The following is a 25,194-nucleotide window of genomic DNA, read 5'->3' as shown; positions in this document are numbered from 1 at the left end:
CAACAATCGCGTCTCGATTAGCTTGACCTGCGTCAACTGCAATCGGCGCTCAACCACACCAGGCTCGCCATACGACCGGTAATACCGTCGCGGCGATAGGAGTAAAACCGCTGCGACTGCGCAAAGGTGCAGTCACCGCCGCCATAAACCTCGCCGACGCCGAGAGCAGTGAGTTCGGCCCGGGCCAGGGCATAGAGATCGGCAAAGTAATGACCGCGGCGCGCTCTTGCCGGCGTGAATGCCGCGGCGGCGGCGCGGCGCTGCGCCGGGTTGCGCGCCGCGGCCATAAACGCCTCCCGCACTTCACCGCCCACTTCGAAATGGGCCGGCCCGATAGCCGGCCCCAGATAGGCCATCAGCCCCGCCGGCGCCGTATCGAAAGTCGCCAGGCCGCTGGCGATAATACCGCCCGCCAGGCCACGCCAGCCGGCGTGCAGGGCCGCCACCTGGGTACCGCGCCGGTCGCAGACCAGCACCGGCAGACAGTCGGCCGTCAACACGCTACAGGCCAGCCCGGTGGCGCGGGTAAAGCAGCCGTCAGCGGTCTGCTCCCCCTCCCCCGGCCGCGCCTCACACACATCGGTACCGTGCACTTGCCGCAGCCACTGAATAGCCTCGAGATCGCAGTCGAGCGTCAATGCCGCCCGGTTTTTACCCACTGGCACCGGATCGTCGCCCACATGAAGACCTAAATTATTGCTGTCGTAAGGCACACGGCTGTACCCGCCCGCCCGGGTAGTGATGCGAGCCTGCACCGACGCGGGCGCAGGCCAGTCGGGGACCAGGGGCAACAAATCGGCATCGGTCATGGCTGCTGTCCTCGCCTCGCGTGGCAACCGGCCGGCTCAACCACTGTGCAGCACCGCCAGCAATCGCTCAAAATCATCGGGCCGGGGGGCACGCCAGTGCAGCAACTCACCGCTGGCAGGGTGCTGCAACCCGAGTCCGGCGGCGTGCAAAGCCTGGCGGGGAAAGTCACGCAAACACTCTGTCAGTACGGCGCTGGCCTGCTTCGGCAACCTCAGGCGCCCGCCGTAGGTAGCGTCACCGACCAGCGGATAGCCGATATGCGCCATATGCACCCGGATTTGGTGGGTGCGCCCGGTCTCCAACCGCAGTCGGACATGGGTATGCCCGGCAAAACGCTCCAGTACCCGGTAGTGGGTAACGGCGGCTTTGCCGCCCGCCACCACCGCCATCTTTTTGCGCTGTTTGGGGTGTCTGCCAATCGGCGCTTCAACGTTGCCGCCACCGGTCAACGCGCCCTGCACCACCGCCTCATACTCCCGGCTGACGCTGCGGGCCTGCAATTGCGCCACCAGGCTGGTATGGGCCGGCAGGCTCTTGGCGACCACCATCAGCCCGGTAGTGTCCTTGTCGAGGCGGTGGACAATGCCGGCCCGTGGCAGCTCGGTGAGGGCCGGCACCCGGTGCAGCAGGGCATTCAACAGGGTGCCGCTGCGGTTGCCCGCCGCCGGGTGCACCACCAGATTGGCGGGTTTATTGACCACCAGCAGCTCGGCGTCCTCGTAGACCACATCCAGGGCCATATCCTGGGCCTCCCAATCGCCCTGCTGCTGGAGCTGCGCGCACAGAGACAGGGCTTCGCCGCCGAGCAGTTTGTCCCGCGGCCGCGCCGCGGCGCCGTTGACCCGCAGCGCGCCCGCCTTGATCCAGGCCTGCAGCCGGGAGCGGGAGAAGTCGGGAAACAATTCGGCGGCAGCCTGGTCCAAACGCACACCGGCACTGGTTTCCGGTACTCGGGTGTGCTGCTCTATCGTCTGGGTCATTGGCGGGGTATACCTTATTTACCTTGCTGATACTTTGACTGACCGGCGCTGAACGACTACCTTCGAATCGCCGCCGGTGGCTGCGGGACCGGCGCCACAACCATCGGACTTTGACGCCCGAGGCGCTGATATGATAACAGGGCTTTAGTCATCAGCCCCCACTATGGTTAAATAGGCGCCTTTAATTATACAGGCGACTGTCGTTATCTTTAGGCGCCTTTGGCCACCCGCACCGCAAAGCGGTGGCGAAAATAACAACAAGCTTGGGTATTCACCGGTATTGTGTCGGCATTTGTCGCGAATATCGACGAAACAACTTTCCCAGCCAACAGGCAGTCCGCAACCGGTTTGCGCGCGGCCATACCCGATTAAGCGATGGGCACAATACAGAGGTAGAGTCACAGATTTATGCGAAGGTTAATGTTATCGGCTTTTTCACTCGGCGTTATCGCCGTCAGCCTGCTGTTGGGAGCCTGCTCGAGCAACGAGCCGCGCGAACCCAAGGGCGTCACGGAACAGGATTTTTACGAAGCCGCACAGAAACAACTGCGGGCCAACCAATGGGAGTTTGCGATCCAGAACCTGCAGGCCCTGGAGGAAAACTTCCCGTTCGGCGCCTACGCCGAACAGGCGCAACTGGAACTCATTTACGCCTACTACAAAAACTTCGAGCACGAAGCGGCGACCGCAGCAGCCGACCGCTTTATTCGCCTGCACCCCCAGCACCGCAACGTCGACTACGCCTATTATATGAAGGGGCTGGCCTCCTTCACCGAGGGCAACAGCCTGTTCGAGCGGTTTGTGCCCACGGATCTGACCCAGCGGGACCCCGGCCTGGCCCGCGAATCCTTCGCCCATTTCGCCCAACTGCTGGCCCGCTACCCGGACAGCAGCTACGCGCCGGATGCCAAAAAGCGCATGATCTACCTGCGCAACCTGCTGGCGCGCTCCGAGATTCACGTCGCCAACTACTATTTCCGGCGCGGCGCCTACCTGGCCGCTACTAACCGCGGCCGCTTCGTGGTGGAGAACTTCCAGCAAACCCCGGCGGTGCCGGACGCCCTGGCGGTGATGGCCCAGGGCTATTACCTGCTCGGCATGCAGGAACTGTCCGATGCCGCCATCAAAGTGTTGCACACCAACTACCCCAACCATCCGGCACTGGAAAACGGTGTCTTCAACTACGATTACGGTGCGGTTGCCGTGGGTGAGAGCTGGATCAGTAAAGTGACGTTCGGCCTGTTTGATAAAAGAGAGCCACCCGGCTTCGACACCCGGGAGCTCTACAATCCCGAGTTCAGGAAAGCACCCGAAAACCTGGACCGGACGGCAGAAAAGGAGAGTGGCTCCTGGCTCAAGTGGGTGACATTCGGGCTGGTGGATTGAGGCCCCGGCTCAATTAGTGAAAACAGGTGCTAGTCCCCAAGCTTCCAGCCGTTGGTGATGGGGTAGCGGCGGTCGCGGCCAAAACCGCGCTGGGTGATTCTGACCCCGATCGGCGCCTGCCGGCGTTTGTATTCGTTGATATCCACCAGGCGCAACACGCGCTCGACCTGAGCGCGCTCAAACCCCTCCGCCACTATCGCATCGGCGCTGAAATCGCGCTCAACATACAGCTCCAGAATACGGTCCAACTCGGTGTAGGGCGGCAGGCTGTCCTCGTCTTTTTGATCCGGTGCCAGTTCCGCTGAAGGCGGTCGCTCGATCACGCTCTCCGGAATGACTGCCCCGAGGGTATTGCGGTAACGGGCCAGTTCAAAGACCAAAACCTTGGGCACGTCTTTCAGCACATCGAAGCCGCCGGCCATATCGCCGTAAAGCGTGGAGTAACCGACCGCCATTTCGCTTTTGTTACCGGTGGTCAATACCAGGCAACCTTTCTTGTTGGAAACCGCCATCAGCAATACACCGCGGCAGCGCGCCTGCAGGTTCTCCTCGGTGGTATCGCGCCGGGTGCCCTCGAAGACTTCCTCCAGGGCTCCCATAAACGCTTCGTACATCGGTTCGATACTGATAGAGCGGTAGGCAACACCAAGCCGCTCGGCTTCATCCGCGGCATCGTCCCGGCTCAACTGCGAGGTGTAGCGAAACGGCATCATGATCGCCTCGACCCGCTCTTTGCCGAGGGCGTCCACCGCCACCGCCAGCGTCAGCGCCGAATCGATACCGCCGGACAACCCCAACACCACCCCGTTGAAACCGTTCTTGTCGACATAGTCGCGCACCCCCACCACCAGTGCCTGGTAGATGGCGCCCAGATGATCGGGTTGCGGCGCCAGGGTCTGGGGCGGCAGGCTCACTTCGCGACCGTCGGTCTCGAGCGCCAGCGGATACAGCCCCTCCTCGAAGGCCGGTGCCTGCATCGCCAATACCCCCCGGGCGTCGACGGCCATGGAGCTGCCGTCGAACACCAATTCGTCCTGGCCGCCCACCTGGTTAACATAGACGATCGGCATATTGCCTTCGGTGGTCCTGGCGACCAGGTGGTCCAGACGCTCCTTGACCTTACCGCTATGAAAAGGGGAGGAGTTGAGGTTGAGCATCAGGCGGGCGCCGGCCTGGCGGGCCTGGCGGGTGGGCTCGGGAAACCAGATATCTTCACAGATGGTCAGTGCAATCGGTACGCCCTGCCAGTCAAGCACACAGGGCTTGTCGCCGGCGACAAAATAGCGCTTCTCATCAAAAACCTGATAGTTCGGCAAGCACTGCTTGGCGTACTCTGCCAGCAGTTCACCGCCGGCAAACGCGCCCGCCATATTGAAGACCCGCCCCGCCACCACCCGCGGGTAACCCACCACCACCAGAGCGGGCGGTGCCGCCGCCTTGAGTCGCTCCAACCCGCGCTGCACCCGCGGCGCCAGGCTCGGTCGCAACAGTAGGTCCTCCGGCGGGTAACCGGTCAGGGTAAGCTCGGGAAACACAACGATATCGGCCCGATGCTCTTCACAGGCGCGACGGACCGCACTCAGCACCAACTCCGTGTTGCCGGGAATGTCCCCTACCAACGTATTTACCTGCGCCATTACAATCTTCAGCGTCGACATATCTGCCTCTGTTTAACGGTCTGCGCTCAGCGGGTTTGCCGGCCGCGCTATTTTCCCGCATCGGTCCCGGTTTGGCAAAATTAACCCGCGCTACTATCTTCCTCCAGAGCACTGAGATAACCTATATGCTGGCGTTATGACCCGAAATCGGTTCGCTACTATGGTTTTTTACTACATAATTTTTTCTACTACATAGTTTTTTCGATTACATAGCTCTTTTTACTATAGCTCTATGCAAAGCAACCACCTGCCGGCGACATCACAACCGATAGCGTCGGTCTACAGCAACTACGACCTGCTGGGAGTCTACGCCTACTACCGCCTGATGCTCAGCAGCCTGTTGTGGGTGATGTACGGCACCGGTGTATTTTCCGAAGTGTTGGGCACCCATAATCCGCAGGCTTTTTTCTACACGTCGGTAACCTATACGGCATTTAATCTGCTGACGTTGATGCTGTTGTGGAAACGCCAGTTCGCGCCGAAAACCGAACACATCTTTGCCATGCTTTGCATCGACATCGGCGCCATCACCCTGTTGATGCATGCCAGCGGCGGCGTCGACAGCGGACTGGGCTACCTGCTGCTGGTCTGCGTCGCCGCCGGCAGCATCTTTATTACCGGCCAGATCAGTACCGCGCTGGCGGCGCTTGCCAGCCTGATGGTTATCGGCCAGAGCGTGATCAACGCCTACACCACCAGTTCCAGCAACAAAGAGCTGTTTTCCGCCGGTACACTCGGTATTTTGCTCTTTATCAGCGCCTGGACATTTCGCTACCTGGCCAACCGCATCAAGTCCACCACCCTGGCGGCGGCGGAGCAATCGCGCCAGGCTGAACACCAGCAACGCCTGACCCACCTGATTGTCGAGCGGATGCGCACCGGGATTATCGTCGTCAATCAGCACAACGACATCGTGCTGTGCAACCAGGCTGCCACCCAATTGCTACACCACGACAGCAGTTACCTGGATGCGCCGCGCCCCCTCAGTGATATTCCCTACCTCGAAGAGCAGTTGAACACCTGGCGGGCCTACCCCCACACCCGCTCCGCCGGTATCAATATCGACGGCAGCGGTCGCGAACTGCGCATCAGCTTTTCCCGCCTCGAGCCCCACGACCAGGCCGATACGCTGATCTTTATCGAGGACAGTCGCCTGATGGCCCAGCAGGCGCAACAGCTCAAGCTCGCCTCACTGGGGCGCTTGACCGCCAGTATCGCCCACGAAGTGCGCAACCCGCTGGCCGCTATCAGCCACGCCAGCCAGCTGTTGAGCGAATCGCCGACTATCGACGGCAAGGACACCCGGATGACGGAAATCATTCAGAATCACTCCAAGCGGGTCAATCACATTATTGAAAATGTGCTGCAGTTGTCGCGACGCAAATCGGCGCAGCCGGAAGTCGTCAACCTGGCCGATTACCTCAACAGCTTTCTCAACGACTTTACCGGCAATCGGGATGTCTCGATCGATCTGGAGTTACAGTCGGCCGATATCAAAACCAAAGTGGACCCCAGCCAGTTGACGCAGGTCGTGACCAACCTCTGTGAAAACGGCTTGCGCCACAGCCACAGTCATACCGGCAATCACCACCTGCTGCTCAAGGCGGGCACCGATGAGGTCACCGACCTGCCGTATATCGAAGTCGTCGACGACGGCGCCGGGATCAGCGGGGAGCATATCGCCCACATCTTCGAGCCGTTTTTTACCACCGAGGCGACCGGCTCGGGTCTGGGGTTGTACATCTCCAAAGAACTCTGCGAAGCCAACCAGGCATCGCTGACCTATTATATGAACACAGCCGGCAAGAGCTGTTTTAGAATTGATCTCACCCACTACCAACGCATCTTTTAGGCCCGCCATGACCCAATCACTGGCTTTGATTATCGACGATGAACCGGACATTCGCGAACTGCTGGAAATCACGCTGGGGCGTATGCAGATCGACGCCCACTGCGCCGAGAATCTGTCAAAGGCGAGAAAGCTCCTGGAGCACAACGACTATCACCTGTGCTTAACCGACTTGAAGCTGCCTGACGGCAACGGCATCGAATTGGTCAAGGAAATCCAAAAGCACACGCCGCAACTGCCGGTGGCGGTGTTTACCGCCCACGGCAATATGGATATCGCCATCGAGGCGATGAAAGCAGGCGCTTTTGATTTTTTGTCGAAGCCTGTGGACCTGGAAAATTTGAGAAAACTGGTCAGCAGTGCACTGACAGCGGGTCAGTCGAGTCGGGAAAAAAGCGAAATATCCACGCTGCTGATCGGCAATTCCGGTGAGATCAGAAAGCTGCAAAAGAAAATCGACAAGCTGGCCCGTTCGCAGGCGCCTATCTATATCAGCGGCGAATCGGGCAGCGGTAAAGAGCTGGTAGCCCGCAGCATCCACTACCAAGGTCCCCGCGGCAGCGGTCCGTTTATACCGGTAAACTGCGGTGCGATTCCCACCGAGCTGATGGAAAGTGAGTTCTTTGGCCATAAGAAAGGCAGTTTTACCGGGGCCCATCAGGATAAGCAGGGGCTGTTCCAGGCAGCCGACGGCGGCACTCTGTTCCTCGATGAAGTGGCGGACCTGCCGCTGGATATGCAGGTTAAACTCCTGCGTGCGATTCAGGAAAAGGCTGTGCGACCGATTGGCGCGCAGGAGGAGATTCGCGTGGACGTGCGTATTCTCAGCGCCACCCATAAAGATCTGCTGGCCGAGATCACTGCCAATCGTTTCCGCAACGATTTGTTTTACCGCATCAACGTCATAGAGCTGAAGGTGCCGAGCCTCAGGGATCGGCTCGAGGATCTGGAGCCGCTGTCTGATTTTTTTCTCGAGCGCCTGGCGCGGGAACTCAATGCGCCGGCCGTGCATTTGTCCGCAGCGGCACTGGAGACGCTGCGCGGCTACCGCTTTCCCGGCAATGTGCGCGAGCTTGAAAATATTCTGGAGCGGGCCTACACGCTGTGTGACGGTGATGAGATCGACGCTAAGGATTTGTCACTGTCGCCCGCCATGGACGGCCACGCGACACCGTCGCCATCCGGCGCAAGTAAGGCGCGCCCAATAGCGGGGGATGAGAGCCTGGATCACTATCTGGAGGACATTGAGAGGGAGCTGTTGCTGGAGGCCCTGGAGCGGGCCAAATGGAATAAAACCAATGCCGCTAAGGCGCTTGGCATCAGTTTTCGGTCGCTGCGGTATCGGTTGAAAAAGTTGGGGCTTGAGGACGACTGATGTCAGCCTTAGCAGCGACTCAGCATTTTCCCCGTGTACTGTGTTAACGCAGAACAATACGCCAATGTGTTTTAGAGTAGTGCCGAGGGAACAGCTCCGCAAAAAACAGTGCTAATTTTTCGGCCCACCGGTATGCTCGACAAACATCGATATAGCCGGCCGCAGGTTCTCTAGAGTCCCGAGCACCTGTGATGCGCAAGCCTCTTTCAGACACCGTTGTTCTGAAAAAAGCAGCTTGCTACAATCAAAATATGTCACAGCCATACGGCAGGTTGTAGTGGCTTAATCCAGAAAGAATCCAAGGATAGGATTTTTATCATGAACAGGGAAACTGTAACCAAACTCCGCGGTTTTACGTTGTTGGAACTACTGCTAGCACTGGCAATTATCGCCATACTGGTCTCTTCGGCAACACCTGCCTTGACCCATCTATACCGCTCCGTCCAAGCCGATATGGCTCGCCATCGACTAAATGCCTTATTGAATTTTTCCAGATACACCGCGCTGGCACATAGAAAAACCGTCGCTCTGTGCCCGGCCTCGGATGACCTCGCCTGCGGTGAGGACTGGACCAATGGCATAGTGGTGTTTGTGGATACCGATGAGGATGGCGAGCGCGACGACGATGAAGAGGTGCTGCGGGTATCACCGACGTTCGAGTCGCGCAGTAAACTGACCTGGCGCGCATTTCGCGGCAAACCCTATTTACAGTTCACCAGCAGCGGCGTCACCCGAACGCAGAACGGTCGTTTTAGCTATTGCCCGCCCAGTGGAGAAAACAGTTATCGGCGCCAGCTTATCGTGCATAAAACCGGGCGGGTGCGCTATGCCTCTGCGAAGGAGCTTACTGGTGAGTGCTGAGCGGCTCAGCGCCAGCAATCATCGACGGTGCCGCTGCCGGTAGAGCCGCGCACGCCGGCGCTGGTTAGTGTCAGAGTGGCGCACTTGGCGTCGGTGGTCTCCGCAGTGGCGGTAATCGTATAGGTTCGACAACTGGTGCCACCCGGCGCACAACCAGCGGGTCCAACAACAATCGTCGCGCTGTAGTGGCCATCCTCACTTTTATCATGACCCGCTGCATTACCTAACCCCAGCCCACAGGCCGCCCCGGCACAGCCGGCACCATCTCCCAATACATCGGTGTAGGAAACATACTGAGAAAAAAATCGCTCCTGCCGCGACGCCAGGTCCAGCATAAACGCCTTGGCCTCGGCGCGTCGGCCCCGGGCTGCCTGCTCGGTGTAGGCCGGTACCGCAATCGCAGCGATAATGCCGATAATGGCGACAACAATCATTACTTCTATAAGCGTAAAGCCGTCGCTTGCGAATTGATATACGCGGGAGTCTGTTCTGGTCATGGTTATTATTTACCCTAAGTCTAATCTTCTTCCGGCCGCTCGGTGCGATCAGGCAGTATCCATATCTGATCTACCTGCCTTGTGCCACCGGCATTGGTCATTACCCTGAATCGCACCTTTTGACCCTGCTTCAATGCAAAGCGCGTCACCGTTGCGCCTCTGCGGTCTTTAACTACCATATTCAAAGCCATGCGATAGTACCTGTCATCGATAACCAGCGCATTTTCCTTGTCGTAATCTACGCGGTCGACAATCCCGAACGGCACCATGGCTACTTCGTCAGCCCGGGCAAACGGTATAACGGCAGTCGCCAGGATAAACACAAGTACCGCGAATTCTCTTAGTTTAGCCACCATTTTTCTCTCCGGATAACCTGTCTGGATTTACCTGATTTTCGTCCATGAAGCCCGACGCCCCCGGCGCTGCGGTTCGAGTTGCACGTCTATCGATTTAATTTTTCCCGACGATTCGGAAATAACGAGTTTGTCGCCAATCAGTCTGCCGGCGCTCGGGATAGCATCCAGAACCAGACCGGCAATTGCCGTATCATCGAAATCTCCGTCATTGTCAAGATCGACAACCGTAAAGTCCGGTTGACCTCCGCTTACGCGATCCGTAAACATCAGAAAGCCCGAGCCACCAAAGCCGCAGATACTCGAGTCGGGAATCAAGGTATTGAAGAAAACCAAATCACCGGCGACGGTCACATCGACCACCATTCGCTCTCCCGCCGGGTCCTTACCTGTTACCCTTAAATCTATATACCAACCTTGCTCGCTGCCACTGACAGCGGTGGGGCCATAGGTCACATTATTAGTGCTTAGATCACGCGCAGTGGCCGTGATGGTCTCCGTTGACGTGGTCCCGTTGTCAGCTGTCGTGGTACGAGTGAAGGATATTTCCCTTTCAGTGATGGTCTGTTCCTGTAAATTGCTGCGATTCAGACCTGCGTTGTCTTCACCTGCGTCCCAAACACCATACATAGACTGGATAGCCCGGGAGAAGCTGTCGTTTTCCGCAATATATTGGCCCGTGCCGAAATAAACCAACAGGTTGGGCTCTGTCGACTGGCTACGCTGGTTTGGATGAACAGATACCGTCGGTTTCGAAGTTATAGGCTGGCGATTAGCCTTGGCACAGGGCAGTGGCCCGGTACAAGCCGTAAATAACGGTTTGGGGTTGGCCTCGGTTCCGTAGTCAACCTCCCACTTACCGCTATCTTTATCGCTTAAATCAAAAGCCCACATATTGCCGTGTAAATCCCCGGCGTAAACCCTGTCGACATTTCCGTCGCCGTTGATATCGAGCGCTGTCGGTGAGGACAAACCGTTACAATCGCTGTTGGTATCAGCGCAACTGGTGTTCACCATATTTCCGACCTCAGTCGTGATGACTAAGGGTTTCTCCTTGCCAGGGCCTCCGAGGTTACTACCATCGAGATAAATAATAAACAGCTTGGCTTTGCCGTCCCCAGTGGGATCATCGTTGTATCCATTGCCGAATATCGCCGCCCACTTGTCATTATTCAGTCTGGCAATTACCGGACGGCTGAACGTATGCCCAAGATTGGGGTCGGTAAATTCAAACTTTACTATCGAATCTGGGTTGTTACCTGTTTCGGCCTGACCAATCACACTAGGGTCGCTGGCATCGATAACGTAAATACCCTTACCGCCGGCACGATAGCCACCCACTACGTAGGTTCTCCATTTGTTATTGACAAAAACATCCGCCGCCACCGGCGAACCGTCCACATAAGGCCGGTGGGTATAATCCTGTTGGGCGAGATAATGCAACCCTGCAGCATTGCGGTCGGAAAACAAAGCACCCGGGATATATCCCATCAACTCGTCACCGGTCTCCGCGTCAAAGGCATGCAGCATACCGTCATTGGCTCCAACGTAGACGACCTGAGGACGGCTTGCATTATCTTTCACATATTTGCTATAGGCTTTCTCCGGTTCAGTCCCTTCGATAGCATCCGGATAGCGGGCTCTCGGCGCACCGACAAAGACGGGGCTCGAGTTGACGATATCGCCAAGCCGGTGTGTATCCCGGTCGCGAAAGAGCGTGCCGTCATTGGTGAGATCACCTCTTAAAAAGTCGACGATCTTCGTGCCAAATTCCGCTTCATCAGCGACTGCTCCGGCACCGACGGCGGCAGCGGCATTTGTCAACAAATCCTTTACCTGCAGGGTATTGAGCTCTCCGGGCACAACCTTGTCCGCAAGCTGCTCGGTGTAGTCGGCGGGAAACCTAAAGGGAACGCCTGCAGTACCGTTATAAGTAATAATGTCGCGAGACTTGTTCGCCAGGTCTCTTGTATCCAGCCTGTTGGCCGCCTCCCATTTCAACGTGCCCACACCTTTACTGTCGAATTCAAAAGCCGACAACTGCCCGTTCCAGCCATCGGAATTGAAACGCGCCTGGAACACCAGCGTATCATCCTGCAGCGTGGTGGAGTTGAAGGCAACGGCAGACGCGGCGCCTTCGCGCTCGGCTATGCCGCCGATCGCCTGCCTTAAACGAGCGATAAGTTGATCCGCATCCCCAGCGCTTAAAAACTCACCGCGACCGTTCCATGCAGCATGCCGCATATCGTCGATGGTACTCGCCTCGTCGCTAACAGGGGTAGGCCAGGCGAAAGGCGCATCCTTGTCGGTGGGATTGGCCGTCAGCGAACCGGTCACCCCGAAGGCGACCGTATAGGTCACCATATGCTGCGCATCGTTTTCATCCACTCCGGGTATGGTGGAGACTTTATTGGCAAGACCCGGGGCGAGGTCCCGCTTATAGTAATACATGGCCACATCAGCCAGGGTATTGGATACCGTATCCGCGTAGGACTTTCCATCAAACTGATTACCGGTATTGGCATCGGCGTTGCCGACCGAGGGGGCACTACCATTCCATCTACCGTCTGACATCAGTATCGTATAGTTTTGCTGACACTGGCCGCCTTCAGTCGAACTCAGTATCGGAGAGGTTGGGTTGGGTGTAAAACCAAACAAATCTGAGCCGGGATCAACACCTACTTCAAAGTACTTCCCTACCTCTTCCAACTTTCTGCGCAAGGGCGTGCCACCTGAAGAGTTAATGCGAAAAAGATTTCTCGCCAGGGCAACTTTATTGTTGCCGTTCGCTTCCTGAGTCGCACCGATCGTATTGATATCGTCTATATCACGCACGATAGTGCCGACGTTTTCGTTGTTGTGCAAGGTCGCCAGCCCCATACGCGAGGTGGACTCCGCTATGATCTCCGACAGGGCCTTTTTGGCCACATACTCGCGCTTGCGGTAGTAGCTGTACCAATTGGCGTAATTTATCTGTTGTGCCGGGGAAAGGTTGCTAACCCTAAACCCTCCATTGTTGCCACTTGTAAACTCTCCACATTCGCCGTTATCAAAATTACCATCCCCGTCGCTATCGTTCCACAGAAAATAAAAATGTCCGCTGATATTTCTGGTATTCGTCGAATAAGGATTGCTCCGTGCGGTTGTAAGCGTCAAATCAGCATAGGGACTTTTTGCCGAATCTACACCCACCCAAGGCGTGTACACCTTAGTCGGGTCAAAAGCCATTACATTATAGCCCGCACACAACTCCCTTCTCTCCCTACGCAATCTATTTAAATTGAACTCGTTATCACTATTACGCCCATCGGGAACAAATTTGAGTGTGCCGTCACCGCCACCACCAACACGCAAGACTTCCCAATCCATACTCCCGGAGTCGTCCATCAGAAGCATAATATTCGGCTGCACCTGTGTGCCCAGAAACAAGGGTTGCAATTCCAGCTTTCCGGGCGCAGCGCTCGCCGTAACAGCGATACCGGCCGACATGAACAACTGTAAGCTGGCTTTAGCTAGTGTGGCTTTCTTTTTCATACTTTTTACCCGAATACAAAGTTAGACTCTCACTGAGTACAAGCCGTTGTGACAGAACCCGCTAATAAACAAAATTGTCCTTGCCTGAGCCGGTTTTAAAAGTGGATTGATAGATAGAGTAAATATTGGGGTCTTGCGCCCAGCCGATAGCCACCACTCGAAATAGGTGGGGATAGGTCGTCGGCGTCGGGTCATTCGGGTCGACAACAACTTTATTGGCTGTACCCTTATCGCGTCCCATATACTCGATAAAATAGCGCGGATTTTGCGCCGTTACACCTGCACTCAAATCGGCCACTGCAACACTGTTCGCATTGGTCCAGTTCTCAGAGTTGTTAAAATCGTTATCTTTAAAAGAGCCCGTGGCAGGGGTTCTGTTGATAATTTCCGGAATAAACTGATAGTCCGCATAGAGTCCATTGGTGCCGTCAAATCTCGCTAACCGGGGCGTACTGGTGATCTGGGTTACCAAATAGGCCTCTGCATTTCGCAGTGCGGTTTCCGCCGCCGAGTTGGCGAGGGTTTTCTGCCGGGCGTTACCGGCCATCCGCTCCTGCAGCGTGGTGCTTACCATCGAGGACACGCCAACCACCGACATCACCAGCAGAATAACCAGGGAAACCACCAATACCGCCCCTTGTTGGCGGTGCGGCACAACAAATCGCTCGCTCATTAATGACCTCCTCATATCGCAGGCAACTGATTGCGTATCATAACCACCCGCTCCACCGTGCGCCTGACCAGTTCATCACCGTCATTGGCGCGAGAACGCTGCACCGAGTTAAATGTCAAATTCACCCGCACCCGATCGACCTCGGACCAGTTAGCCGCGCCAACACCGGCGGCGGTGGCGAAACGCAAATTCCCGGCTGCAGTGCGCCAACCGAATTCCAACTGAAAATCCTCAACACCATCGACCAGCTCCACGTTGTTGCGAAACATGGCGCAGAACTGCGGTGTAGCCGTCGCACAGGTCTGACCGGCACCGGCGGCGGCGCTGGTGCGTATCGCATAAGAGTGGGCACCGGTCGCACCGGAATAAACAAACGCCCTGGAGCCGCCGTCAACCCCGGCTAAACCAAACTGATTTTCCAGGTCTTCGGTCACATTTTTTTGCCCATCACCATCCTGCGTTGTCGTATTGTGCTTCAGGGCACCGTCACCACCCGGATCATTGGTAATCATAAACACCGCGGCACGAGAACAATCTGAAACCATAACAATATCGTGTTGTTCGAGAGAGTCGTAATCGGGGTCGTTGGTATCCAAAACAACATCGGCGAGGCTATTGGCCATGGGTGAGGCAAGTGGAATCGCCCCCCTGCCCGAGGCATAGCGAATGGTCAGCGTATCGCTCAACAAACCGCCGTTGTCATTGGTGTCGTTAGTGCCGGTGATAAAGCTACTGAAATCATAGAGCATGCCGACTCCGACATCGTTTTGCAGGGTTACCGTAATCCGGTCACTGGTAAACGGAAAACAACCGGTAAAACCGGCCTGGGAAATATCAGTCTCCAGGCGGTTGAGCAGGTAGCGCATATTTTCCTGGATGCGGGCAAACCCTTCCTGGGAGCGCTGGTTTTCCATGGAGGTGGCATAGAGCTGCAAGACCCCAGCCAGAATGACCAGGCCGATGGTAATCGATACCATCAGTTCTACCAGACCTACACCGCGCTGACTGCGCAACTGTCGGGGCATCGGTGCTCCTGTCACAGCCTTACCTCCAATTGATAACAAGTCAGATCGTCTGCCGTTCCCCCGCAACCCGTGCCGGCGGCACCGGTCAGCTCCTGATCCCACATAACAGTAATGGTGTAGACACCTCGGGCTGCATCGAACGCCACCGTACCGACACCACCGGGCAGCCGCGAGGTCAGTTGCCGCCTCCAGTCCCAGATATCATATTGGACCTGCTGCGCGGCGCTACAGCCGCCCGCAGTGTCGATGCAATTTTGATTATTTGGATCATCTTCACTCGTATCAATGCCATTGTAATCACCATTGTCTGTGGCGAGATTAATACTGTTGTAAGCAAAAATACGATCCACCATATCTCCGGCCAACAACTGCGCCTCGGTGGAAAAATAAGCCCGCTGGTTGCTCTTGACACCGTTGGCCTGCATAGCCAGCACACCGAGCAGCCCCACCGCCAATATAAACATGGAAACCATGACTTCAATCAGGCCGGCGCCCGCTTGTGCCGATTTACGCATACGGGTTGTCACACTTACGGGCATGTTGCGGCTCCCTTCACCACCGACGCACTGCCGGGGGCACTGATGGTCACGGTTCTCGAGTAATCGGTATCGTTGTTGGCCTGAGCGCTGGCGCCGCACAATCGAAACGCGGTGCCGCCACCACCAGCGGGATCACCTGTCGGGGTGTAAACTATGGAAGCGGCGGTGGCCCGCAAGGTGACACCGGCGGGCATTGCGCCCTGTACATTCAGCAGACAGTCGACGGTGGCAGCACAGTTACCGCCACCCAGATCGGGGGCACCGTTGCCATTCAAATCGGTAAATACAATCCAGCCCTGCTCCCAGGTGTTATTACCGGCACAAGTAGCGCCGTCGGTGCTGCTACAGACCACCACTGCTACCGACCGGGTCACCGCCTCGCTGCGGGCGTAGGCAATCACGGCCGTCAACTTGGTCATCTGGCTGATCATATTCTTGTCGTTCATCAGCGCCGTGAAGCTCGGCACCGCCACCCCCAGCAAAATACCGAAGATCGCCAGCGCGATCATCAGCTCGATCAGGGTAAATCCTTTGTTTTTATTCATCATAGAAGCAATACAAAACCAATCTGTCGGGCTACCTGGGGAGTACCGCCCGTGCAAGCACTGCGAGTACTCTAATCAGCACTATACGCAAGCATTAACCAGAGTCACTCGGAAAGGGATAAACGGGGGTTTTTGCCCGCTCAAGGGACATACCAGAGGGCGGGTTGGCGCACCCGGCGTGGGGGCGGTCACAACGGAAAGCGGACCGGCCCCACAGCCACCGTGGGGTCTAGGTGATGCGCAACTCTTTCGGCAGCGAAAAGCTGATATTCTCCTCGCGCCCGGCCAGCTCTTTCGGCGACTGAAAACCATAGCTCTGCAACTGGTCAACGACCTCCTGCACCAGCACCTCCGGCGCCGAGGCCCCGGCGGTCACGCCGATCACCGCTTTACCGACAGTCCAGCCGCGGTCGATATCCGCGGCGCCGTCGATCAGGTAGGCCTCGGCACCGCAGCGCTCGGCCAGCTCACACAGCCGGTTGGAGTTGGAGCTGTTCGGCGATCCCACCACCAGCACCAGATCACATTCAAGCGCCAGTTGCTTGACCGCGTCCTGGCGGTTTTGGGTGGCGTAGCAGATATCGTCCTTGCGGGGCCCGCGAATGGCCGGGAACTTGCGCCGCAACGCATCGATAACCCGAGCAGTATCGTCCATCGATAATGTGGTCTGGGTCACATAATTGAGACGCTTAGGATCGCGCACCTGCAGTGCCGCCACATCCTGTTCATCTTCGACCAGATAGATAGCACCGCCATTACTGGTATCGTATTGCCCCATGGTGCCCTCCACCTCGGGGTGCCCCTGGTGACCGATCAGCACACACTCAGTCCCGGCGCGGGAATACTTCACCACCTCCATATGCACCTTGGTCACCAGCGGACAAGTGGCGTCGAACACCCGCAGCCCCCGCGTCCGGGCATCCGCCCGCACCGCCTGGGAGACCCCGTGGGCACTGAAGATAACAATCACATCGTCCGGCACTTCGTGCAACTCATCGACAAAGACCGCGCCGCGCTCGCGCAGGCTGTCCACGACAAATTTGTTGTGGACCACCTCATGGCGCACATAAATCGGCGCCCCGAACACATCCAGCGCCCGGTTCACAATATCGATGGCCCGGTCCACGCCGGCGCAAAAGCCGCGCGGGTTGGCAAGTTTTATTTCCATCTCACTACTCTCCGCTAGCATCCTCGACACCGATAACCTCGACATCGAAAATCACATCGCGCCCGGCCAGCGGGTGATTGAAATCAACCGTGACCACCGCCTCGTCAAACGCCGTGACCACCCCGGGCCGCTCGGCGCGCTGGGCATCGGCAAACGACACCAGCAACCCCTCCACCAACTCCATATCGGCGGCAAACTGGTCCCGGGGCAATTCCTGCACATTGTTGGGGTTGGGCTGGCCAAAACCCTGCTCCGGTTTGATAACAAAGCTGTCCTTTTGGCCACCTGTCATGCCGAACAGCGACTGCTCGAAACCCGGCAGCAGGCTGCCGTCACCGACCACAAAGGTGGCCGGATCGCGATCGAAGGTGGAGTCCACCACCGCGCCGTCTTCCAGCTTGATGGCAAAATGCAGGGTCACCTGCTTGCCCGGGCCGACGGTGTCCGGGCCGGCATTGCAATCAGTCATAACTCTTTTCGTGCTTGGGTTCGCGTTTAGGTTCCGGCTGGGTTTCCGACTCAGGGTCCGGTTCGGTTTCATGCTTAAAAAACAACATATCGACAATCAGCATAAACGCGCCGGTGGAGATGGCCATGTCGGCTACGTTAAAAGCGGGAAAGTAGTAGTGCTCGTAATGAAACACAATAAAATCGACCACATACCCAAGGGCAATACGGTCGTAGAGGTTGCCGATAGCGCCGCCCAATACCAGCGCCAGTGCCGCCGCCTCCCAGCGCTGGGAGGCGGGCAGCCGCGCGATCCAAACCACAATCGCGGCGCTGACACCAAATGCGATAACACTGAAAAACCAGCGCTGCCAACCCCCGGCCTCACTCAAGAAACTGAAGGCGGCGCCGGTGTTGTGCAGGCGGGTGAAATTGAAAAACGAGGTGAAGACGCGGGGCTCACCATAGATAAAATTGGCGGAAATCCAGGCCTTGCTCCACTGGTCCAGGACCACCACAACCAAAGCGATGGCATACCACAACAGCGCATGACGACCGATAACACTCATAAAGACCTACACTCGTTCGAAAACATTAAGCCGGCGATCTGCTCTCACCATCAGGCATACAAACGCTGTTCCCCAGCCCCCGCAACATTGTCGACACAGCGACCGCAGATGTCCGGGTGCTCGCTGCTGGCGCCGACGTCGCTGCGGTGATGCCAGCAGCGGGCACACTTGGGCTCGGCGGATTTCACGGCAAGTACGCTCAACCCGTCTATTTCCGTCGCCACCCCTTCATGGGCGCCGTCACGCTCGGCCACTTGCGCCTGCGAACTGATCAATACAAACCGCAACTCATCACCAAGCGCCTGCAATTGTTCGCGCAGCTCGGTATCGGCATAGAGGGTGATGTCCACCTCGAGAGTCTTGCCCAGTTCACCTTGATTGCGTTTATTTTCAATCACCTTGTTGACCGCCGCCTTCACCGCGGCGACCAACTGCCAATAGTCCGCCCCCATCGCCTGGTCCCGGGACAGGCGCGGCAGGTCGTACCACTCGGCGGCAAACACCGGTCCGCTGCGGGGACCGGGAATATGCTCCCAAAGCTCATCGGCGGTATAGCTAAGAATGGGCGCTATCCAGCGCGCGAACGCCTCGACGATATGGTAGAGCGCGGTCTGCGCCGAGCGCCGGGCCCGGCTGTCGGTGCGGGTGGTGTACTGGCGATCCTTGATGATATCCAGGTAAAACCCGCCCATATCCAACACACAGAAATTGTGCAGCTTCTGGTAAATCTGGTGCAACTGGTAGCTGTCATAAGCTGCGCGAATCTCATCCTGCAGGCGGCCCGCGCGGTCCACCGCCCAGCGGTCCAGGGCCAGCATATCGGCGGCGGCCACCAGGTCGGTCGCCGGATCAAAACCGTTGAGATTGGCCAAGAAAAAGCGCGCAGTGTTACGCATGCGCCGGTAGGAATCCGCGGTGCGTTTAAGAATCTCATCCGAGACACTCATCTCGGCACTGAAATCAGTCGCCGCAACCCACAACCGCAGCACATCGGCACCCAGTTCGTTGACCACCTTCTGCGGCGAAATCACATTGCCCAGGGACTTGGACATCTTGCGCCCCTCGGCGTCGATGGTAAAGCCGTGGGTCAACACCGCCTTGTAGGGTGCGCAACCGTTGATGGCCACCGCCGTCTTCAGCGACGACTGAAACCAGCCGCGGTGCTGGTCGGAGCCCTCCAGGTACAAATCGGCGGGGTAGCCCAGTTCCTCGCGCCGGTTCATCACCGCAAAGTGGGACACACCGGACTCGAACCACACATCCAGGGTATCGGTCACTTTGGTGTAGCGCTCGGCGGCCTCGCCCAACAACTCGGCCGGGTCGAGTTCAAACCAGGCATCCATGCCGCGCGCCTCAATCAACCGGGCAGCCTGTTCGATCAACTCGGCCGTCTGCGGGTGCAGTTCCTGGGTTTCTTTGTCGACAAACAGCGCAATGGGCACGCCCCAGGTGCGCTGGCGGGAGATACACCAGTCGGGGCTGGACTCGAGCATACTGTCGATACGGGCGCGCCCCCAATCGGGCATCCACTGCACTCCCTCAACCGCCGCCTTGACGTCGTTGAGCAGGTTGTTTTTCGTCATACTGACAAACCACTGGGGCGTCGCGCGATAGATCAGCGGCGTTTTGGTGCGCCAGCAGTGGGGATAGCTGTGGGTGATGGTATCGCGGTGCAACAGCGCCCCGCGCTCAGCCAATACAGCCAGTATATGCTCATCCACCTTGTACACATGCTCGCCGGCAAACAGTTCCACATCCGCGCGAAACACACCGTCGTCATCGATATAGTTGAGGGTGCCGATATCGTAGCGGCGCCCGACGTTAAAGTCGTCCACACCGTGGTCGGGCGCGGTGTGCACACAACCGGTACCGGCCTCAGTGGTGACGTGGTCGCCGAGAATAACCGGGACCTGCAGATCGTAAAAAGGATGTTGCAACAGCAAACGCTCCAGCGCGCTGCCCGCAACGCGACCAACCACCTCCCCCTCCAGACCGGCCCGTGTCAACACGCTCTCGTAGAGCGCCGCGGCCATCAACAGGCGTTCGCCGGCGACCTGCACCACCACGTATTCGAGAGCGCCGTTGAGACTGACCGCCTGATTCGACGGCAGGGTCCAGGGTGTGGTCGTCCAGATCACCACCGAGATCGGACCGCTGCCTCCCAACCCCGGCAGTCGCGCCGCCAGCGCCGCCTCATCGGCGACCGGGAAGCGCACGTCGATGGAAAAAGAGGTTTTCTCCTGGTATTCCACCTCGGCTTCCGCCAGCGCCGAACCGCCCACCACGCTCCAGTACACCGGCTTAAAGCCTTTGTGCAGGTGACCGTTTTCCACAATCCTGCCGAGGGCCCGGACGATATCTGCCTCAAACTGATAATTCATGGTGAGGTAGGGGTTGTCCCAGTCGCCAAACACCCCCAGGCGAATAAAGTCCCGCCTCTGGCCGTTAACCTGCTTGAGCGCATAGTCGCGGCACTTCTGGCGAAAGGTTTTAAAATCGACTTTGGTGCCGGCTTTGCCGACTTTTTTCTCTACCTGGTGCTCAATCGGCAAACCGTGGCAGTCCCAACCGGGTATATAAGGCGCGTCAAAGCCACTGATGGTTTTGGCCTTGACGATAATGTCTTTCAATATCTTGTTGAGCGCATGACCCAGATGGATTTCGCCGTTGGCGTAGGGCGGCCCGTCGTGGAGAATAAACTTTTCGCGACCCGCCCGCGCCGCCCTGATCTGCCCGTAGGTATCGCGCTCCTGCCACTGCTTAAGCATACCCGGTTCGCGCTGGGCCAGATTGGCCTTCATCGCAAACGCGGTCTGGGGGAGATTTAATGTCGGCTTGTAATCGGTCATTGTGCGTCGGTTTTACCCTGTGTAAATGTCGGTAATCTGCGTAATTACCAGTAAAGTAGGTGCCAGTAAAATCAATGTCGGCAACTGGGGCCTGTTGACCCTAATTCAGTTGGCTCGCTAAATCCGTCACTCCCGCCGCGGCGCAAGCGGCGGTTAAAGCCCGGCTTCAAACAGTGTTCTGGCCGTTTCGATATCGCGGTGTATCTGGTCCTTGAGCAGGTCCACCGACGCAAAACGCTGCTCCTCGCGCAGCTTCTGCCTGAAGGTCACAAGGAGCCGCCGGCCGTATAAATCGCCGCCAAAATCAAACAGGTGCGTCTCCAGCACCGGGCGACTGCCGTGTGCCACCGTCGGCCGCACACCCACGTTGGCCACACCCCGATAGCGAACGGCAGTATCACCGGCAACGGCGACCTCTACCGCGTACACGCCCTGCAGCGGCGAGCGGTGGCGGTGCAGCAACACATTCGCCGTCGGCACGCCCAATTGCCGCCCCAACTGCCGACCGTGGATCACCCGCCCGGTCAACCGGTAAGGTTTGCCGAGCAGGCGCGCGGCGCCCCTAAAGTCGCCGGCGGCCAGCAGCTTGCGAATCCGCGTGCTGCTGACCCGCTCGCCGTCAATGGCAAACGTGTGGGTGTCCGCCACGGTAAAGCCGTGTGCGGCACCGGCCTCGCGCAACAGCCCGATGCCGCCGGTGCGATCGCGGCCAAACTGGAAATCGTCACCCACTACCATATAGTCGGGCCGCAGCCGCTCTATGACCACTTGACGGACAAATTCCGCCCCGCTCAGCAACCGCAGCGCATCGTTGAAATACAGGCACAGCACCCGCTCCACCCCGGCGTCAAACAGGGCCTCGGCTTTTTCCCGGAACCGCATCAGCCGCGCCGGCGCCTGTGATTGCATAAAATACTCGGTCGGCTGCGGCTCGAACACCACCGCTACCGAGGGTTTGCCCAGCTCCCGCGCCTTGTCGGTCACCTGCCCGATAATCACCTGGTGGCCGCGGTGAACGCCGTCGAAGGAGCCGATTGTGGCAACGCAGCCTCCGTGGTGCGGCCGCAGGTTGTGCAAGCCGCGAATAATCTCTCGCTGGGGTGGCATCACTGTCTTATCCAATACGGAACCAGGGGGCCCCGCACGCTGCAGTCCTCGACACTGGCACAGAGGTTTGACCGCAGGTTCGCCTCTGGGACTGAACCCGAGACTGAACCCAAGCCAAAACCCAAGTCAAAACCCGGGCCGACGGCGTCGGACAAACAAAGGCGGCAGTATACCCCAGCTAAACCCGGCAAGCCTACCTAAAAACCCGGCAAAAATAACGGAACAGACTGAAATTTAAGGTAAAATCCCAGGCCTTCAGCCGTTACAGACACTCGGAGTGCAGCAATGACAAGCGATATTCACGCCCCTTTGCGGGACGATGTGCGACGCCTGGGCGAAATTCTCGGGGACACCATCAGGGATCAGGTGGGCGAGGAGATTTACGATAAGGTGGAAACCATCCGCTCGCTGGCCAAGTCTGCGCGCCAGAGCGGCGACTGGCAACCGCTGCTGGAAATCATGAGCGGCCTCACCGACACCGAGTTGGTACCGGTGGCCAGGGCCTTCGCCCAGTTCCTCAACTATGCCAATATCGCCGAGCAACACCACCGCGTGCGGCGCCGGCGCGCCTACTCGATGAACAGCGAGGCGCCGCCCGAGGCCGGCACCCTGGCGGAGTTGATCCCGCGGCTGGCGCAGGCGGGCATCGCCCCTGAGCAAATCCACAAAACCGTGCTGGAGATGCGCGTGGAACTGGTATTGACCGCCCACCCCACCGAGGTGACCCGCCGCACCCTGCTGCGCAAGCACAAGGATATCAATAACCTGCTCGAGTCCCTGGATCGCCCGGACCTGACCCCCGACGAGCGCCAGACCCTGCTGAACCAACTGCGCCGGCGCATTGTCGCCAGCTGGCGCACCGATGAAATACGCCGCCACAAACCCACCCCGGTGGACGAGGCCAAATGGGGCTTTGCCACCATCGAGCAAACCCTGTGGAAGGCACTGCCGCAGTTCTGCCGCCACCTCGATCAGCAGTTGCAGGTGCACACGGGTCGGCCGCTGCCGCTGGATGCGGCGCCGATCCGCATCGCCTCCTGGATGGGCGGCGACCGCGACGGCAACCCCAATGTCACCGCCGCCGTCACCCGCGAAGTGCTGTTGCTGGCGCGCTGGGAGGCGGCGGATTTACTGTTGCGAGATATTCACGAACTGCGCGAGGACCTGTCGTTCAGCGAGTGCAACGCCGCCCTGCGCCAGCGGGTCGGCGACCACCCGGAGCCCTACCGGCAGTTGCTGCGCGAAGTCAGGGAGCGTCTGGCCAACACCCGTGCCTGGGCGGAGGCGCGCCTGAAGGGCGCCGCTGCCGATACGGCCGCCGGCAAGCCCATCTACCTGGACGACGCCGAGTTGCTGGAGCCGCTGCGGCTGGCCTATCAGTCACTGGTCGACTGCGGCATGGCCTTTATCGCCGCCGGCGCCCTTACCGATATCATCCGCCGTATCGCCTGTTTTGGCCTGACTCTGGTGCAGCTCGATATCCGCCAGGAGTCGAGCCGCCATGCCCGCGCCATCAACGAGGTCACTGAATACCTGGGCCTCGGCACCTACCTGGACTGGAACGAAGAGGAGAAACAGGCCTTCCTGCTGCGCGAACTGGCCAGCCGCCGGCCGCTGATTCCTGTCGATCTGCCGGCCTCCGACGACACCCGCGAGACCCTCGATACCTTCAAGGCCCTGGCCGACCAGCCGGCCTCGGCACTGGGTGCTTATATTATCTCTATGGCCACCCATCCCTCCGACGTGCTGGCGGTGCGCCTGCTGCAACAGGAGGCGGGCTGTCGCCACCCGCAGCGCATCGCCCCGCTATTTGAAACCCTCGACGATCTCAATGGCGCCGCCGACACCATCGACCGGTTGCTGTCGGTGGATTGGTATAAAGACGATATCAGCGGGCGCCAGGAGGTGATGATCGGCTACTCCGACTCGGCCAAGGACGCCGGCTTTTTCGCCGCCTCCTGGGGGCAGTACCGGGCCCAGGAGGCACTTAACCGGGTTTGCGAAGGTCACGGCATTCACCTCACGCTGTTCCACGGCCGCGGCGGTTCCGCCAGCCGCGGCGGCGGCGGCCCCACTCACGCCGCCCTGCTGTCACAGCCGCCGGGCACTATCAAGGGCGCGGTGCGGGTAACCGAGCAGGGCGAAGTCATCCAATTCAAGTTCGGTGTGCTGGGCATTGCCCTGCGCAATCTGGAACTCTACGCCAGCGCCACACTGGAGGCGACGCTGTTGCCGCCACCGCCGCCAAAGCCCGAGTGGCGCCAGGTAATACAGACCCTGGCCGAGGAGTCGGTGACGGAATACCGCCGCATCGTGCACCGCGAACCGCGCTTTGTCGCCTACTTTCGCTCGGTCACACCGGAGCTGGAATTGCAGCGCCTGTCGCTCGGCAGCCGGCCCGCCAAACGCCGGCCCAGCGGCGGCGTGGAGAGCCTGCGGGCCATTCCCTGGGTCTTCGCCTGGACCCAAATGCGCATGATGCTGCCGGCCTGGCTCGGCACCGGCAAAGCACTGGCACAACAGCTGGAGCGGGGCAATCTGGCGTTGATTCAGGATATGGCGGAGCATTGGGCCTTTTTCGGCATGCTGTTGGGTATGCAGGAGATGGTACTGGCCAAGTCAGATGAGAATGTCGCCACCTACTATGAACAGCGCCTGCTCGAGGATGCCGATCTGGAAAACCTCGGCACCGAGCTGCGCGCCGGTATGCGCCAGGCCATCGACACCCTCAAGGCCATTACCGGCCAGGAATTACTCCATAACATTCCAGTGCTGCGGCGCTCCATCGATGTGCGCAACCCTTATGTCGATCCCCTGCATATCACCCAGGTGGAACTGATGCGACGGCTGCGCAAGCTCGAAGACGGCGAGGCGCCGATTCTCGAGCAGGCGCTGATGGTGTCGATTGCGGGTATCGCAGCGGGGTTGCGCAATACCGGGTAGACTGCCGCCATCGATTGACCGGGCCG

General features: G+C 58.6%; 20 protein-coding genes. 5 read left to right on the top strand and 15 right to left on the bottom strand.

All coding sequences use genetic code 11. The features are described 5' to 3' along the window. Positions 1–32: 32 nt before the first annotated feature. Both pgeF and rluD read right to left on the bottom strand, forming a co-directional pair. On the bottom strand, positions 33–809 hold the full coding sequence (pgeF, locus tag FKG94_RS20195) for a peptidoglycan editing factor PgeF (RefSeq protein ID WP_142928748.1): 777 nt from the start codon (positions 807–809) through the stop codon (positions 33–35). Between the two features lie 36 nt (positions 810–845). Continuing rightward, complete coding sequence (gene rluD, locus FKG94_RS20190) at positions 846–1,790, bottom strand: 23S rRNA pseudouridine(1911/1915/1917) synthase RluD (RefSeq protein WP_142928747.1); 945 nt, start codon at positions 1,788–1,790, stop codon at positions 846–848. Positions 1,791–2,198: 408 nt separating this feature from the next. Here rluD and FKG94_RS20185 point away from each other — a divergent pair, with 408 nt between their 5' ends. Then, positions 2,199–3,176, top strand: a complete 978-nt coding sequence (locus tag FKG94_RS20185; RefSeq protein WP_246125279.1) for an outer membrane protein assembly factor BamD — start codon at positions 2,199–2,201, stop codon at positions 3,174–3,176. 29 nt (positions 3,177–3,205) lie between these two features. Here the strand turns inward: FKG94_RS20185 and FKG94_RS20180 are convergent, their stop codons facing one another. Further along, positions 3,206–4,834, bottom strand: a complete 1,629-nt coding sequence (locus FKG94_RS20180; RefSeq protein WP_142928746.1) for an NAD+ synthase — start codon at positions 4,832–4,834, stop codon at positions 3,206–3,208. A 232-nt stretch (positions 4,835–5,066) separates the two neighbouring features. Here FKG94_RS20180 and FKG94_RS20175 point away from each other — a divergent pair, with 232 nt between their 5' ends. The 3 genes from FKG94_RS20175 (at position 5,067) to FKG94_RS20165 (ending at position 8,919) form a co-directional block, all read left to right on the top strand. Then, the gene (locus FKG94_RS20175) at positions 5,067–6,686 is read left to right on the top strand and encodes a sensor histidine kinase (protein WP_142928745.1); all 1,620 of its coding nucleotides are present in this window, start codon (positions 5,067–5,069) and stop codon (positions 6,684–6,686) included. A gap of 7 nt (positions 6,687–6,693) precedes the next feature. After that, positions 6,694–8,058 carry a sigma-54-dependent transcriptional regulator gene (locus tag FKG94_RS20170; protein ID WP_142928744.1) on the top strand — a complete coding sequence of 455 codons (1,365 nt, stop codon included), beginning with the start codon at positions 6,694–6,696 and terminating at the stop codon, positions 8,056–8,058. Positions 8,059–8,376: 318 nt separating this feature from the next. Beyond that, positions 8,377–8,919 carry a GspH/FimT family protein gene (locus FKG94_RS20165; RefSeq protein WP_142928743.1) on the top strand — a complete coding sequence of 181 codons (543 nt, stop codon included), beginning with the start codon at positions 8,377–8,379 and terminating at the stop codon, positions 8,917–8,919. A gap of 5 nt (positions 8,920–8,924) precedes the next feature. Here FKG94_RS20165 and FKG94_RS20160 read toward each other — a convergent pair whose 3' ends face one another. The 12 genes from FKG94_RS20160 to ribF form a co-directional block, all read right to left on the bottom strand. Beyond that, entirely contained in the window at positions 8,925–9,416 is a 492-nt protein-coding gene (locus FKG94_RS20160; RefSeq protein WP_142928742.1) for a type IV pilin protein, read from the bottom strand. Positions 9,417–9,436: 20 nt separating this feature from the next. Continuing rightward, on the bottom strand, positions 9,437–9,772 hold the full coding sequence (locus FKG94_RS20155; protein WP_142928741.1) for a hypothetical protein: 336 nt from the start codon (positions 9,770–9,772) through the stop codon (positions 9,437–9,439). A 27-nt stretch (positions 9,773–9,799) separates the two neighbouring features. Further along, entirely contained in the window at positions 9,800–13,303 is a 3,504-nt protein-coding gene (locus tag FKG94_RS20150) for a pilus assembly protein (RefSeq protein WP_142928740.1), read from the bottom strand. Positions 13,304–13,364: 61 nt separating this feature from the next. Further along, positions 13,365–13,976, bottom strand: coding sequence for a pilus assembly PilX family protein (locus tag FKG94_RS20145; protein ID WP_179957737.1), 612 nt, complete (start codon positions 13,974–13,976; stop codon positions 13,365–13,367). Between the two features lie 11 nt (positions 13,977–13,987). Next, positions 13,988–15,001 (bottom strand): PilW family protein, encoded by a 1,014-nt coding sequence (locus FKG94_RS20140; RefSeq protein WP_142928764.1) that lies wholly within the window; start codon positions 14,999–15,001, stop codon positions 13,988–13,990. A gap of 11 nt (positions 15,002–15,012) precedes the next feature. Further along, positions 15,013–15,516, bottom strand: coding sequence for a type IV pilus modification protein PilV (pilV, locus tag FKG94_RS20135; protein WP_246125277.1), 504 nt, complete (start codon positions 15,514–15,516; stop codon positions 15,013–15,015). 14 nt (positions 15,517–15,530) lie between these two features. Then, positions 15,531–16,088 carry a GspH/FimT family pseudopilin gene (locus FKG94_RS20130; protein ID WP_142928763.1) on the bottom strand — a complete coding sequence of 186 codons (558 nt, stop codon included), beginning with the start codon at positions 16,086–16,088 and terminating at the stop codon, positions 15,531–15,533. A gap of 226 nt (positions 16,089–16,314) precedes the next feature. After that, the gene (gene ispH / locus FKG94_RS20125; protein ID WP_142928737.1) at positions 16,315–17,253 is read right to left on the bottom strand and encodes a 4-hydroxy-3-methylbut-2-enyl diphosphate reductase; all 939 of its coding nucleotides are present in this window, start codon (positions 17,251–17,253) and stop codon (positions 16,315–16,317) included. A 4-nt stretch (positions 17,254–17,257) separates the two neighbouring features. Next, positions 17,258–17,722 (bottom strand): FKBP-type peptidyl-prolyl cis-trans isomerase, encoded by a 465-nt coding sequence (locus FKG94_RS20120; protein ID WP_142928736.1) that lies wholly within the window; start codon positions 17,720–17,722, stop codon positions 17,258–17,260. Continuing rightward, complete coding sequence (gene lspA / locus FKG94_RS20115) at positions 17,715–18,269, bottom strand: signal peptidase II (protein WP_142928735.1); 555 nt, start codon at positions 18,267–18,269, stop codon at positions 17,715–17,717. Before lspA ends, FKG94_RS20120 begins: the two co-directional genes overlap by 8 nt. 50 nt (positions 18,270–18,319) lie before the next feature. Continuing rightward, positions 18,320–21,118 (bottom strand): isoleucine--tRNA ligase, encoded by a 2,799-nt coding sequence (gene ileS, locus FKG94_RS20110; protein WP_142928734.1) that lies wholly within the window; start codon positions 21,116–21,118, stop codon positions 18,320–18,322. A 153-nt stretch (positions 21,119–21,271) separates the two neighbouring features. After that, positions 21,272–22,225, bottom strand: a complete 954-nt coding sequence (ribF, locus tag FKG94_RS20105) for a bifunctional riboflavin kinase/FAD synthetase (RefSeq protein ID WP_142928733.1) — start codon at positions 22,223–22,225, stop codon at positions 21,272–21,274. 285 nt (positions 22,226–22,510) lie between these two features. On the opposite strand from ribF, the gene ppc reads away from it, so the two are divergent. Continuing rightward, a complete protein-coding gene (gene ppc, locus FKG94_RS20100) occupies positions 22,511–25,168 on the top strand; it encodes a phosphoenolpyruvate carboxylase (RefSeq protein ID WP_142928732.1) in 2,658 nt (885 codons plus the stop codon). The last annotated feature ends 26 nt before the right edge of the window (positions 25,169–25,194 follow it).

Origin of the sequence: Exilibacterium tricleocarpae (assembly GCF_007004655.1) — a bacterium.
Lineage (GTDB): Bacteria > Pseudomonadota > Gammaproteobacteria > Pseudomonadales > Cellvibrionaceae > Exilibacterium > Exilibacterium tricleocarpae.
The sequence above is the reverse complement of the archived record's forward strand: the minus strand, read 5'-3'. Positions and strand labels throughout refer to the sequence as shown.